This window comes from Microbulbifer maximicatervae (SeqCode), assembly GCF_052466985.1.
The window spans coordinates 4,690,155-4,704,251 of record NZ_CP174298.1; the positions used below are offsets into that span (position 1 = coordinate 4,690,155).

Annotated in this window: 9 protein-coding genes and 2 pseudogenes; 9 read left to right on the plus strand and 2 right to left on the minus strand. The window is 55.6% G+C overall.

What is annotated here, in order from left to right:
- Positions 1–81 precede the first annotated feature (81 nt).
- Both dnaK and dnaJ read left to right on the plus strand, forming a co-directional pair.
- Positions 82–2,043: pseudogene (dnaK, locus tag ACJJI3_RS20655) on the plus strand (molecular chaperone DnaK); the annotation flags it as partial.
- A gap of 228 nt (positions 2,044–2,271) precedes the next feature.
- Positions 2,272–3,396, plus strand: coding sequence for a molecular chaperone DnaJ (dnaJ, locus tag ACJJI3_RS20660; protein ID WP_282931314.1), 1,125 nt, complete (start codon positions 2,272–2,274; stop codon positions 3,394–3,396).
- 125 nt (positions 3,397–3,521) lie between these two features.
- Here dnaJ and ACJJI3_RS20665 read toward each other — a convergent pair whose 3' ends face one another.
- Positions 3,522–3,971, minus strand: coding sequence for a hypothetical protein (locus ACJJI3_RS20665; protein WP_444940791.1), 450 nt, complete (start codon positions 3,969–3,971; stop codon positions 3,522–3,524).
- Positions 3,972–4,203: 232 nt separating this feature from the next.
- On the opposite strand from ACJJI3_RS20665, the gene dapB reads away from it, so the two are divergent.
- The 7 genes and pseudogenes from dapB to greA all read left to right on the plus strand — a co-directional run bounded on the left by dapB (position 4,204) and on the right by greA (position 12,693).
- Positions 4,204–5,019: a 4-hydroxy-tetrahydrodipicolinate reductase gene (gene dapB, locus ACJJI3_RS20670; protein ID WP_444940792.1), complete on the plus strand. Its 816-nt coding sequence runs from the start codon at positions 4,204–4,206 to the stop codon at positions 5,017–5,019.
- A gap of 224 nt (positions 5,020–5,243) precedes the next feature.
- Positions 5,244–5,528: pseudogene (locus ACJJI3_RS20675) on the plus strand (ATP-dependent zinc protease family protein); the annotation flags it as partial.
- Between the two features lie 129 nt (positions 5,529–5,657).
- Positions 5,658–6,566, plus strand: a complete 909-nt coding sequence (rimK, locus tag ACJJI3_RS20680) for a 30S ribosomal protein S6--L-glutamate ligase (RefSeq protein WP_413665891.1) — start codon at positions 5,658–5,660, stop codon at positions 6,564–6,566.
- 168 nt (positions 6,567–6,734) lie between these two features.
- Positions 6,735–7,310 (plus strand): YfiR family protein, encoded by a 576-nt coding sequence (locus tag ACJJI3_RS20685; RefSeq protein ID WP_444940793.1) that lies wholly within the window; start codon positions 6,735–6,737, stop codon positions 7,308–7,310.
- A 330-nt stretch (positions 7,311–7,640) separates the two neighbouring features.
- Complete coding sequence (gene carA / locus ACJJI3_RS20690; protein WP_282931318.1) at positions 7,641–8,789, plus strand: glutamine-hydrolyzing carbamoyl-phosphate synthase small subunit; 1,149 nt, start codon at positions 7,641–7,643, stop codon at positions 8,787–8,789.
- A 112-nt stretch (positions 8,790–8,901) separates the two neighbouring features.
- Complete coding sequence (carB, locus tag ACJJI3_RS20695) at positions 8,902–12,129, plus strand: carbamoyl-phosphate synthase large subunit (protein ID WP_444891977.1); 3,228 nt, start codon at positions 8,902–8,904, stop codon at positions 12,127–12,129.
- 87 nt (positions 12,130–12,216) lie between these two features.
- The gene (gene greA / locus ACJJI3_RS20700; protein WP_413663270.1) at positions 12,217–12,693 is read left to right on the plus strand and encodes a transcription elongation factor GreA; all 477 of its coding nucleotides are present in this window, start codon (positions 12,217–12,219) and stop codon (positions 12,691–12,693) included.
- 57 nt (positions 12,694–12,750) lie between these two features.
- On the opposite strand, the gene ACJJI3_RS20705 is transcribed toward greA, so the two are convergent.
- Positions 12,751–13,626: a hypothetical protein gene (locus tag ACJJI3_RS20705; protein WP_444911506.1), complete on the minus strand. Its 876-nt coding sequence runs from the start codon at positions 13,624–13,626 to the stop codon at positions 12,751–12,753.
- Positions 13,627–14,097: the final 471 nt, after the last annotated feature.

Here is a 14,097-nt window from a genome sequence, read left to right on the forward strand (position 1 = left end):
TTTAGCGGCCGGCACCAATATAGCTGACATCAAGAATTATTCGCGCGGTGTAAACAGAACAGAGCTGGCAGCGCGCATCAAAAGAGGATTTTACAGATGGGAAAAATTATCGGCATCGACCTGGGTACCACTAACAGCTGTGTAGCGGTACTGGATGGTGACAAAGCGCGTGTAATCGAAAACGCCGAAGGCGATCGCACTACACCTTCTATTGTTGCCTTCACTGACGACAACGAAATCCTGGTAGGTCAGTCTGCCAAGCGTCAGGCGGTGACCAATCCCCAAAATACTCTGTTTGCGGTTAAGCGTTTGATCGGCCGTAAATTCAAAGACGACGTTGTCCAGAAAGATATCAAGATGGTTCCTTACACCATCACTGAAGCTGACAACGGCGACGCTTGGGTAGAAGTGAAAGGCGATAAAAAAGCTCCGCCGCAGATCTCTGCCGAAGTCCTGAAGAAAATGAAAAAGACTGCGGAAGACTTCCTCGGCGAGAAAGTTGAAGCTGCAGTAATTACCGTACCGGCTTACTTCAACGACTCCCAGCGTCAGGCCACCAAAGACGCCGGCCGCATTGCGGGTCTGGACGTTAAGCGTATTATCAACGAGCCGACTGCCGCTGCACTGGCTTATGGCCTGGATAAGCAGGGCGGTGACCGCACTGTAGCGGTATACGACCTGGGTGGTGGTACCTTCGATATCTCCATCATCGAAATTGCCGACGTAGACGGCGAGAAGCAGTTCGAAGTACTGTCCACCAACGGTGACACTTTCCTCGGTGGTGAAGACTTCGACCTGCGCCTGATCGAATACCTCGCAGACGAGTTCAAGAAAGACCAGGGTATCGACCTGAAAGGTGACCCCCTGGCAATGCAGCGCCTGAAAGAAGCTGCAGAAAAAGCCAAGATCGAGCTGTCCTCCAGCCAGCAGACCGAAGTCAACCTGCCGTACATCACTGCAGACGCCACTGGTCCCAAGCACTTGGTGGTTAAACTGACCCGCGCCAAGCTGGAAAGCCTGGTAGAAGAGCTGGTTACCCGCTCCCTGGAGCCGGTAAAAATCGCTCTGCAAGATGCCGACCTGTCCGCTTCCGGTGTAGACGAAGTGATCCTGGTAGGCGGTCAGACCCGTATGCCAATGGTTCAGCAGAAAGTAACCGAATTCTTCGGCAAAGAGCCGCGCAAAGACGTTAACCCCGACGAAGCTGTTGCCATGGGTGCTGCTATCCAGGGTGCCGTACTGTCCGGTGACGTTAAAGACGTACTGCTGCTGGACGTAACTCCGCTGACCCTGGGTATCGAAACCATGGGTGGCGTTGCGACTCCGCTGATCGACAAGAACACCACTATCCCCACCAAGAAGTCCCAGGTTTTCTCCACTGCGGATGACAACCAGACTGCGGTAACCATTCACGTGGTTCAGGGTGAGCGCAAGCAGGCTGCACAGAACAAATCCCTGGGTCGTTTCGACCTGGCCGATATCCCACCGGCACCGCGCGGCATGCCACAGATCGAAGTAACCTTCGACATCGATGCCAACGGTATCCTGCACGTACACGCGAAGGACAAGGCCACTGGCAAAGAGCAGTCCATCGTGATTCAGGCTTCCTCCGGCCTGTCCGAGGACGAGATCGATAAGATGGTTCAGGACGCTGAGGCCAATGCCGAAGCGGACAAGCAGTTCGAAGAGCTGGTGCAGACTCGCAACACGCTCGACGGCCTGATTTCTGCGACCAAGAAAACTCTGGAAGAAGCTGGCGACAAAGCCACCGCTGAAGAGAAGGCAGCTATTGAAGCGGCTGTTACCGAAGCGGAAGAAGCCGTTAAAGGCAATGACAAGGCCGCTATGGAAGCTGCGACTACCAAGCTGACTGAAGCTTCCGGTCCAGTTGCCCAGAAGATGTACGCCGAGCAGGCTCAAGCCGCTGGTGCTGAAGGTGCCGCTGGCGCTGGTGCTCAGGGCGAGCAGCAGTCCTCCGCTGGCGACGACGCGGTAGACGCAGAGTTCGAAGAAGTTAAGGACGACAAAAAAGAAGGTAAGTAAGCGTTCGCTTGCAATTCCGGTGGCAGCTTTTAAAGTGGCCGCCGGAGAACTTCAGGGGCGCGGCGCCTTACTTTCAGAGGCCCGCGCCCTGTGTTGTTTCAGGTATCTGCCAATATTTGCCGAGTTTTCGCAGTTTTGGTGGTGCTCCGTTCGCGGGGCTTAGTTAGAAACCGAGAAGTAGAAAGAGAGTTTGGCCGTTCTTGATGCCGGACCAGAGAACATAGTTTTATGTCGAAACGCGATTATTACGAAGTCCTCGGCGTCGAGCGCGGCGCTTCGGATGCAGAGCTGAAAAAAGCTTACCGCCGGGTGGCAATGAAGTTTCACCCGGACCGTAACCCCGATGACAAGGAATCTGAGAACAAATTCAAGGAGGCCAATGAGGCCTACGAGGTTTTGTCGGATTCCGAGAAGCGCGCAGCTTATGACCAGTTTGGCCACGCCGGTGTGGAAGGCCAGATGGGCGGTGGCGGCGCCGGTGGATTCGGTGGCTTCTCCGATATTTTCGGCGATGTGTTCGGCGATATCTTCGGTGGTGGCGGCGGTGGCCGTCGCGGCGGCCCTGCTCGCGGTTCCGATCTGCGCTATGACCTGGAATTGGACCTGGAAGACGCGGTGCGCGGCACCACGGTCAAGATTCGCGTTCCGACTCTGGCAGCCTGTGGAACCTGTAGCGGTTCCGGTGCCAAGCCCGGTTCCTCTCCGCAAACCTGTGGCACCTGTGGTGGTGCTGGCCAGGTGCGTATGCAGCAGGGTTTCTTCTCTGTTCAGCAAACCTGCCCCAACTGCCGCGGTCGCGGTACCACTATCTCCGATCCCTGTGGCAGCTGTCACGGTCGCGGTCGTGTAGAGGAAACCAAAACCCTGTCCGTTAAGGTGCCGCCCGGTGTGGATACCGGCGATCGCATTCGTCTGTCCGGTGAAGGTGAAGCCGGGCCCGACGGCGGCCCCGCTGGTGACCTCTATGTTCAGGTAGTGGTGAAAGAGCACGATCTGTTCCAGCGCGATGGCAAGAACCTCTACTGCGAAGTGCCGATCAGCTTTGTTTCCGCTGCCCTCGGTGGCGAGCTGGAAGTGCCGACTCTCGACGGTAAAGTGAAGCTGAAGATTCCTGCGGAAAGCCAAACCGGCAAACTGTTCCGCCTGCGCGGTAAAGGTGTTTCCCCGGTTCGCGGTGGTGCAACCGGCGACCTGCTGTGTCGCGTTGTGGTAGAAACTCCAGTGAACCTGTCCGGCAAGCAAAAAGACTTGCTGCAAGAGTTCTCTAATACCCTCAGCGAAAAGAAAAATTCACCGCGTCAGACCGGTTGGTTTGAAGGGGTGAAAAACTTCTTTGGTGATATGAAGCTTTAATCGCTGTTAGCACCGGCAAAACCTTAAATTGTTTTGCGGGTTGCCTATTTGAAAAGGCTCGAGAGCATTAGCTTTCGAGCCTTTTTTATTTCCAGGCGAGTTTTATTCCTTCAATAGAACGCCTTCTATTGGGAAGTTTTGGTTCTCAAACGAGCTGCGAATTCACTCAGGAATTCCTGTTGGATTTTTTGCGCTTTGCGCAGTTGCTCCTTATTTAAAATACCTTCCAGTTCTTTGTGTGTTTCCAGGCTGATAGCTGCGAATTGAGCGCCAATTTCGCCGCGTTGCTTGGGGGTTAGGGCGACCTTTTCACCACTGAGTAATCCGTATTTTTCCAGCACCGCTTTTTTCTCTGCGAAGCTTTTTTGCATAATGGGTAATACGGTTTTTTCCTGTCCCGGGGTGAGCTGCAAACGCAGCGTCACCCAATCGGTAATATCATCATACTTCTCCCAAAAGTCTGGATTGGCATTTTGCTGCTGGGCAGATGCCGGCGTGCTGCCAAAAGCCAGGCTCAGAGAGATCACTACCGCCATGATGTGTGGTAGATGGTTGGACAGGATCATCAGTCGCATATTGGCGCTCCATTTACCCCTCACAGTAAAGCGTAGCAGTGGCCGCTGATATCGCGTTTTGCGCAAGTATCCTCTTGGCAATTTAAAAATATGTGGATATTTCTTTTTGTTTTACTTTTGCGGAGTGACTAGCGATTTTTAGACACGCTAATAGTGGCTTATTGGTATCTATGCGCTCTACCGGGTGCGTTGTAGAATCCAGAACCTTATTGATTTGGACTGGAGTGCTGTGATGGCGGTAAAAGTGGCGGTGACGGGATTTGGTGGTCGAATGGGGCGAGCGTTGGCGGAGGCTTTGTCCCTGTCTGATAAAGCCGAACTGTCAGCGGCTATAGTGCGGCCTGGCTCCAGCTTGGTCGGCGCTGATGCCGGCGAAGTTGCCGGTCTGGGCCGCAGCGGCCTCGCTATTGTGGACAGCCTCGATAAGGCAGACTTTGACGTACTTATTGATTTCACTGCCCCTAAAGCGACTGTGGAAAATACTGCCTATTGCGCGGAGAAAAATCTCCCTATTGTAATCGGCACCACGGGCTTTGATAGCGAGCAAAAAAATAAAGTATTGGCTTATGCGGATCAGGTGCCGCTGTGCCTCGCCAGTAATTTTTCCACCGGGGTAAACCTGTGCTTTAAATTGTTGGAAACTGCTGCGCGGGTAATGGCTGAAGAGGCCGATATTGAGATTGTCGAAGCCCATCATCGCCACAAAGTGGATGCACCTTCCGGCACGGCACTGAGTATGGGAGAAGTGATTGCGGAAACTCTGGGGCGCGACCTGGATAAAGTGGCAGTTTACGGCCGCGAAGGTCAAACCGGTGCCCGCGATCGGGACACTATCGGTTTTGCGACAGTGCGCGGTGGTGATGTGGTAGGTGAACACTCGGTGATGTTCCTGGCGGAAGGTGAGCGGGTCGAAATTAGCCACCGCGCCAGCAGCAGGCTCTCTTTTGCTCGCGGTGCTGTGCGCGCGGCACTGTGGATGATGGGAGGGGAGGGGAGTGCGCGGGCGCCGGGGCACTACGATATGCGCGATGTACTCGGCCTTAACTAATCTTACTTAGAGTAAATAAATTCAGCGCCTGCAGGGGCGCTGTGAAAGAAATTTCCGATTTTCATTTGCCCGCCATTTTTGCGGGTAAAACTAAAAGACCGACGACATTCGTTCGACCGGTCACCCTGTAACCTTCCTTTGAGGAATCTCGATTGGAAAGAAAGCTGATTGTCGGCAGCGAAGAGTGGTGCGGGCTTCCCGCACTCGGCGTCCCGGCGATTAAGGTGCGTGTGGACTCCGGGGCTAAAACTTCCTGTTTGCACGCTTACAACATCCATACCTTCAAGCGCGATGGCGAACCCTGGGTGAGTTTTGAGGCGCATCCACTGCAGCACCAGCGCCGCCCTTCAGTGCGTTGTGAGGCGCGGCTTTTGGATAAAAGGCTGGTGCGCAGCTCCTCCGGAGAAAGCGAAAAACGCCCGGTAATTCGTACCTCTATTTCCATTGGTGGCAGTGTCTGGGATATTGAACTGACCCTGACCAATCGGGACAGCATGGGCTATCGCATGTTGTTGGGGCGCGAAGCCATGATTGGGCGAATGCTAGTAGATCCGGCTGAGAGCTTCTGTATTGGCGATATCCCGAAAAGCCAGTTGGATGAATATTATCGGGATGAGCACCATATTGCCGGTACCGGCCTGCGCATCGGGCTGCTGGCATCGAACCCGGATCTCTATAGCAACCGGCGCATTATGGAAGCGGGGGCCGAGCGCGGACATCGCATGAGTTTTCTCGATATCCGCCAGTGCTATATGAAGCTCGACCCTGATGAGCCGGAAGTGCACTACCGGGATGGTCGCATACTCAATAGCCTGGATGCGGTGATTCCCCGCATTCGCCCCAGCCAGACTTTTTACGGTTGTGCGCTGACGCGGCACTTTGAGAGCCTGGATATTTTTGCCCTGAACGGCTCCGCCGCTATCAGCCAGTCGCGGGATAAATTATTTTCCCTGCAGTTGCTGCAACAAAGTGGATTAAATATCCCCACCTCCGGGTTTGCCAATTCCCCAGTGGATACCAATGAGCTGATCGAAATGGTGGGCGGTGCGCCACTGGTGGTGAAGTTGCTGGAGGGAACCCAGGGGCGCGGTGTCGTTCTGGCGGAAACCCGTAAGGCCGGGGAATCGGTGATTAATGCGTTTAAGTCCCTCAAGGCCAATCTTCTGGTGCAGGAGTTTATTCGCGAGGCGGAGGGAAAGGATCTTCGCCTGTTTGTTATCGACGGTCGTGTGGTGGCCTCGATCCAGCGCGAGGCGGCACCGGGGGAGTTTCGTGCCAATATTCACCAGGGCGGTACGGCTTCAGTAGTTAAGGTCACCGCAGAGGAGAAGCGCCTGGCGGTCAAGGCTGCCAAGGTGTTGGGGCTCAAGGTGGCGGGTGTGGATATTATTCGCTCCCGCAAGGGGCCGCTGTTATTGGAGGTCAATTCCTCGCCGGGACTTGAAGGCATCGAGAGCGCTACGCGCAAGGATGTGGCTGGAGCCATGATCATATCTATCGAAAAGGCGTTGAAGTGGCGCCCGATATTGCCGGGGGAGGATCTTTAGGCGCTGTAACTCTGGTCCCGGCGGGGGCCTTTGCGTTGGGCTAACCTGAGTAGGTGGCCGGGCTTTTCGCTGGCGCGCAAATAGAGCCGCAGCGAGCTTTGGCTGCTGCGGGTAACAGCCCACCGCAGCTTCCTTTCGGGAGATGCAAACCGCAGGGTTTGAGCTTCTATGACGATATCCAGCCCAGGTTCACTTCGCACTATTCCCGCCCTGATACTTTTCCTGACAGTACTTTTCAGCGGTGTGGGTGCCCAGGCTGCGGTGCAGCTCTCCGATACCCCTTTGGGGCGGCGGGTAATGGTGGATTACATAGTGCACTTCGCCTACCACCTACAGTGGCCGGTCAATGCCTTTGCCAATAGCAGTGCCCCGTTCAAGGTGTGCCTGATGGGTGGGGACTCTCTCGGTGAGCCACTGGCGGCCCGGTTCAAGAATCAGCGTATTGATGGGCGCGATGTGGAGCTTGAGAAGATCGAGGTCAAGGAGATGCTGCGGGCGCGCAAGTGCCAAATTGTGGTGCTGAGTACCCTGGATCGCCCCACACTGCTCAAGGCGCTGGTGGCACTGGAGTTTTTCCCGGTTCTGACGGTGAGCGATGCTGAGCGCTTTGCCGCCACTGGCGGTATGATCGAGTTTGCCGACAGCGGTCGGGAGGTGGCCCTGCGGATGAATAAGACCATGCTGGAGAAGGCGGAGCTGAAAATGGGCAGTAGTCTTTTCCGGTTGGGACGCAAGCCGGAGTGAGATTTTCAGGGAAAGTAGCCTGGCGTATTTTTGCACTAGCGTCCAGAGGTGAATTCGCGTAGAATCTGCGCCCGATTTGGGCCGGTGCCGCGAAGCTGAATCGCGCAGCGTGAGCCTACTAAAAAGCTGGCGGCAACCGTCGGCCACTTTGTGAGAATCACGCGTGAACAGATTTTTAAAGCGAGATGAAGCTGCGATGTTTCATCTCGCTTTTTTATGCGCGCACCAGTCAGGAGCCCGCGTGCTCCGAAGCCCGCAAACCCCGCCCGGAAGCAGTTCTGAAGATTGGAGTTCAATTTGACTAAAGCTGTCCCTACGTCGGAGGCTTTCATGCCCCACAACTTTATGCAGAGTACAACTCCCGCGCTGCTGGTGCTCGCAGATGGTAGTGTCTTTGAAGGACGCGCAATCGGTGCCCATGGCAGTTCTGTTGGCGAGGTCGTGTTCAACACATCCATGACCGGCTACCAGGAGATCCTCACCGATCCCTCCTACGCCCGCCAGATTGTGACTCTGACCTACCCGCACATCGGCAACACTGGCACCAACCAGGAAGACGAAGAGTGCGCTGATATCTGGGCCGCCGGCCTGGTAATCCGCGACCTGCCGCTGCTGGCCAGCAGCTTCCGCAACGAGCAGTCCCTGGAGGACTACCTGCGCGAGCGCAATATCGTTGGTATCGCCGATATCGACACTCGTCGCCTGACCCGCCTGCTGCGCGACAAGGGTGCACAGAGCGGTTGCATCGTTGCCGGTGACAATATCGACCGCGAAGAAGCCCTGGCCAAGGCCAAGGAATTTGCCGGTCTGAAAGGGATGGACCTGGCCAAGGTGGTGAGCACCAAGGAAGCCTACCCCTTTAGCGAAGGTACCTGGGAACTGGGCGAAGGCCATAAGGCCGCGCCGGAACAGCCCTTCAAAGTGGTAGCTTACGACTTCGGTGTGAAGCGCAATATCCTGCGCATGTTGGTGGATCGCGGCTGTGACATCACCGTAGTACCGGCGGAGACTCCGGCTTCCGAAGTACTGGCGATGAATCCCAACGGTGTATTCCTCTCCAATGGCCCCGGCGACCCCGAGCCCTGTGAATACGCGATCACCGCTATTCGCGAAATCCTGGACGCTGGCATCCCCACCTACGGCATCTGCCTGGGCCACCAGTTGTTGGGCCTGGCGGTGGGCGGTAAAACTGCCAAGATGAAGTTCGGTCACCACGGTGGTAACCACCCGGTACAAGACCTGAACAGCACCAAGGTGATGATCACCGCGCAGAACCACGGTTTCGAAGTGGACGCCGACAGCCTGCCGGACAATGTGGAAGTTACCCACAAGTCCCTGTTCGACGGTACCTTGCAGGGTATTCACCTGAAGGACAAGCCGGCTTTCAGCTTCCAGGGGCACCCGGAAGCGAGCCCGGGCCCACACGATGTGGCGCCGTTGTTCGACCACTTTATCGATTTGATGAAAGAGCGCGCCTAAGGGCGTAGCCGCCCAGGGTAGGGCAATTAACCGCCGCTTTTGCGGCGGTTTTAACAAGAAACGAATGAAATTTAGCGCAGCCGGCCTTTGCCGGTAGTAGAACGGAAGAAAGATGCCAAAACGCACAGATATCCAAAGCATTCTGATTATCGGCGCAGGCCCCATCGTGATCGGCCAGGCGTGCGAATTTGACTACTCCGGCGCCCAGGCCTGTAAGGCGCTGCGCGAAGAGGGTTACCGGGTGATCCTGGTGAACTCCAACCCGGCCACTATCATGACCGACCCGGCCATGGCCGATGCCACCTACATCGAGCCGGTGGAGTGGCGCACCGTTGCCAAGATTATTGAGCAGGAGCGCCCCGACGCTATCCTGCCCACCATGGGTGGCCAGACAGCACTGAACTGCGCCCTGGACCTGGATAAGCACGGTGTCCTGAAGGAGTTCAATGTCGAGCTGATCGGTGCGGACAAAGACGCTATCGAGAAAGCGGAAGACCGCGACCTGTTCGATAAGGCGATGAAGGCCATTGGCCTGGAAACTCCGCGCGCCAAGATCGTCCACTCCATGGAAGAGGCGAAGAAAGTACCGGAAGAGTTCGGCTTCCCGGTAATTATCCGCCCGTCCTTCACCATGGGTGGTTCCGGTGGTGGTGTGGCCTATAACTGGCCGGAGTTTGAAGAGATCTGTAAGCGCGGTCTCGACCTCTCCCCCACCAACGAATTGCTGATCGACGAATCCCTGCTCGGCTGGAAAGAGTACGAGATGGAAGTGGTTCGAGATAAGAACGACAACTGCATCATCGTATGTTCCATCGAGAACTTCGACCCGATGGGCGTACACACCGGTGACTCCATCACCGTTGCCCCGGCGCAGACGCTGACCGACAAGGAATACCAGCTGATGCGCAACGCCTCTATCGCGGTACTGCGCGAGATCGGCGTTGAGACCGGCGGCTCCAACGTACAGTTCGGCGTTTGCCCGAAGACTGGCCGCGTAGTTGTGATCGAGATGAACCCCCGCGTATCCCGCTCCTCCGCACTGGCCTCCAAGGCCACCGGTTTCCCGATCGCCAAGGTCGCGGCCAAGCTGGCAGTGGGTTACACCCTGGATGAGTTGCAAAACGATATCACCGGCGGTGCCACCCCGGCGTCCTTCGAGCCGTCCATCGATTACGTTGTCACCAAGATTCCGCGCTTCACCTTTGAGAAATTCGGTGAAGCCGATGCGCGCCTGACTACCCAGATGAAGTCTGTGGGTGAAGTGATGGCGATCGGCCGTACCTTCCAGGAGTCCATGCAGAAAGCCCTGCGCGGTCTGGAAGTGGGCAGCTTCGGCCTGGAAAGCAAGATTGACCCGAGCAAAGACGGCGCTGAGACCCGCCTGCGCAGCGAACTCTCCGTTCCGGGGGCCGAGCGCATCTGGTACGTGGGCGACGCCTTCCGTATGGGCATGAGCGTCGGCGAAGTTTACGACCTGTCCGGTATCGATCCCTGGTTCCTGGTACAGATCGAAGAGCTGATCAAAATCGAAGAGCCGCTCAAGTCACTGCCTACCTCGGCGCTGACCACTGAGCAAATGCGCTTCCTCAAGCGCAAAGGCTTCTCCGATCGCCGCCTGGCGGACCTGCTGGGGGTGAGCCAGAAGACTGTGCGCGAATTCCGTCACAAGCTGGGTGTATTCCCGTCTTACAAGCGCGTGGACACCTGTGCTGCTGAGTTCAGCACCTCTACTGCTTACATGTACTCCACCTACGATGAGGAGTGCGAAGCGCAGCCGTCCGACAAGAAGAAAATCATGGTACTCGGCGGTGGCCCCAACCGTATCGGCCAGGGCATCGAGTTCGACTACTGCTGTGTACACGCCGCACTGGCGATGCGCGAAGACGGTTACGAGACCATCATGGTCAACTGTAACCCGGAGACTGTTTCCACCGACTACGACACTTCCGACCGCCTCTACTTCGAGCCGGTAACCCTGGAAGACGTGCTGGAAATTGTTGCCAAAGAGAAGCCGGAAGGCGTGATCGTACAGTTCGGCGGCCAGACTCCGCTGAACCTGGCGCGCTACCTGGCCAACGAAGGTGTGCCGATTATCGGTACCACCCCAGAGCAGATCGACCGCGCCGAAGACCGCGAGCGCTTCCAGCAGATGATTATGCGTCTCGGCCTCAAGCAGCCGAAGAACGCCATCGTGCGCTCTGTCTCCGAAGCCATCCAGGCGGCGAAAGACGTGGGCTACCCGCTGGTTGTGCGCCCGTCTTACGTACTGGGCGGCCGCGCCATGGAGATCGTCTACAAAGAAGACGAACTGCTCACTTATATGAAAGAAGCGGTACAGGTTTCCGACGAAGCGCCGGTACTGCTGGACCACTTCCTCAACGCCGCTATTGAGGTGGATATCGATGCGGTGTCCGATGGCAAGGACGTTGTGATCGGCGCCATCATGCAGCACATTGAACAGTGTGGTGTTCACTCCGGTGACTCCGCCTGCTCCCTGCCGCCTTATAGCCTGCCGGCGGATGTGCAGGACCGTATGCGCGAAGAAGTGAAAGCCATGGCTCGCGAGCTGGGCGTAGTCGGCCTGATGAACACCCAGCTGGCCTACCAGGACGGCGAGATCTACGTGATCGAGGTGAACCCGCGCGCTTCCCGAACTGTACCTTTCGTCTCCAAGTGCATCGGCACTTCACTGGCGAAAGTGGCTGCGCGCTGTCAGGCGGGTATCAGCCTGCAGGAGCAGGGCTTTACCGAAGAGATCGTACCGGACTACTACTCCGTTAAAGAGTCTGTATTCCCGTTCAACAAGTTCCCGAAAGTGGACCCGATTCTCGGCCCCGAGATGAAATCCACCGGCGAAGTAATGGGCGTAGGCGCTACCTTCGCAGAAGCCTTCGACAAGGGCCTGGTTGCCGCTGGCGACCGCCTGCCGGAGTCCGGACGCGCATTTATCTCTGTGCGTGACTTCGACAAGGCCGACGCAGTGGGCGTAGCTCGCGATCTGGTGGAGCTTGGCTTCGAAGTAATTGCCAGCCGCGGCACCGCCAAGGTCTTGCAAGAAAACAATATTCCCGTTACAACCGTCAACAAGATGAGTGAAGGTCGCCCGCATATCGTCGATATGATTAAGAACGACGAGATTGCACTGGTAGTGAACACTACCGAAGGGCGTCAGGCGATCCGCGACTCTGCGGATATCCGTCGCAGTGCCGAGAACCACCAGGTGTGTTACACCACCACCCTGGCAGCGGCCCAGGCCATGGCGATGGCCATGCGTCAGGAGCAGCCGCTACAGGTTCGCCGCCTGCAAGACCTTCACCAGCGAGTCGTAAAGCTGTCTTAATAGCTTTAAAACCAACTTGTGAAATCCAACCGGGCCCCGTGATCTCACTGGGCCCGGTTTCGTCGTAACAATAATGGAGGTCCCACATTGAACCGGGTACCAATGACCGTTGAAGGCGCAGAAGCGCTGCGCTCAGAGCTGGACAATCTGAAAAAAGTTGAACGCCCTACCGTTGTACAGGCGATTGCTGAAGCGCGCGAACACGGTGATTTGAAGGAAAATGCCGAATACCACGCGGCGCGGGAAAAGCAGGGCTTTATCGAAGGCCGTATCCAGGAAATCGAAAGCAAGCTTTCCCACTCTCTGGTCATTGATGTGAAAAGCATCGAGCCCAGTGACAAGGTAATTTTCGGTACTACGGTAACGATTATTCACCTGGATGACGATAAGGAAGTCACATACAAAATTGTGGGTGACGACGAGGCCGATGTTAAAAAGCACAAGATCTCGGTGAACTCTCCGATTGCCCGCGCGCTGATTGGAAAGGAAGTGGGTGATGTGGTGGTAGTCCAAACACCTTCCGGTGCGGTGGAGTACGAAATCGATGCGGTTGAGCACCTGTAAATTACAGGTGATAAAAAAAGGGCGGCCATGGGCCGCCCTTTTTTGTTGTTGCCAGCTCTACTGAGAAATGTAGCTCTGGTTAGCATGGCCAGATTGCATTACTGTAGCAGTTTCATATTGGCCGAACTGACTTACAAGACTGTTGTTATTGTGTCCGGATTGGCGTGCCATAGCCACATGCCCTTCACCAATCTGCCCCAGGTACACATCATTGTGGTGGCCTCTTTGTCTGGATCTTGCGTTATTGCCGAATCCAGCCTGAGAGATATCTGCCTCGTGATTGTGGCCCCGCTGGCGCATACGGGCATAGTGGCCTTCACCAATCTGGCGGATATCACCGTCGTTAGATTCTCCAGATTGGCGCATACCGGCATCGTGGCTGGCACCGGTTTGGAATGTGTCTCCATTGTTTAGCTCACCCCGCTGCCTTAATGCCGACTGGGAACCAAAGCTTAAAACCTGAGTGACAGTTGCGGTGTTGTGGCTGTCGTGCTGGGTAATCTCAGCCATATTACCTGCCCCTTCCAGCTGAAAGGTCAGGGCAAAGTGATTGCTGCCGGACTGCTGATGCATGGAATAGCTGCCGGTCTGCGAGACCTGAATAGTCTCTGAAACATTGTAGGTTCCCGACTGCAGGCTGAATGCCTCGTTCTCAAGTCCACCAGTTTGCAGTATTTCGGCTGTGTGGTGATCACCTTCCTGGTACTGGCTCGCATAGCTACTTTGTTCACCAGAATGAACTATATCTGCGCTGTTGTGGTCCCCATTCTGCTCCTGCATGGCTGAGTTGTGTGAGGTGTTTGGACCTACCTGGGTGATAGTTCCGAGGTTGTGGCCTCCATCCTGATCTTGGGTGGCGGTGTTAAAGTCGGCATAAGCGGTTCCGCTTACAGCCAAAGTTAAGGCTATGGCGATTGGTGTCAAGGTTTTCATGAATGTCTCCATTACTGCAAACTTCAATGCGCATTACATGGTGGAATAGCAGCCAAAAAGGCTGAAGAATCTGGCAAGTGATCCTGTGCCAAGGGTTTTACAGCAGGTATACCTCACTGGAGGAAAAGGTATCTCTGTAAATAGGTAGGACAGCGCTGCTACATAGGCATGGTCGCCAGTGCAAGAGCAGAGGAAGAGAGTAGGGATGATGCATTTTGGTGGCTTCCCTGATACTGCTTAGGAGTCCAAAATTTTGTTCCGCCTTCATCAGTTTTGCTGAAATCGGAGTGAGTCGCTATAGGAAAGAAGTTGTAAATTCCTGAGAAGAAAGTTCTATTTTCTGATCTTGCCCCCCCTTTTCTTAGTATTGCTTTTAACTCTCTAATCCTGGAAGAGAGGAGAACTCATGTTGGGCAGAAATGCATAAAAAATCCGGAATCCTTGCTAGGAGTTCCGGATTTTTCTAGCTTA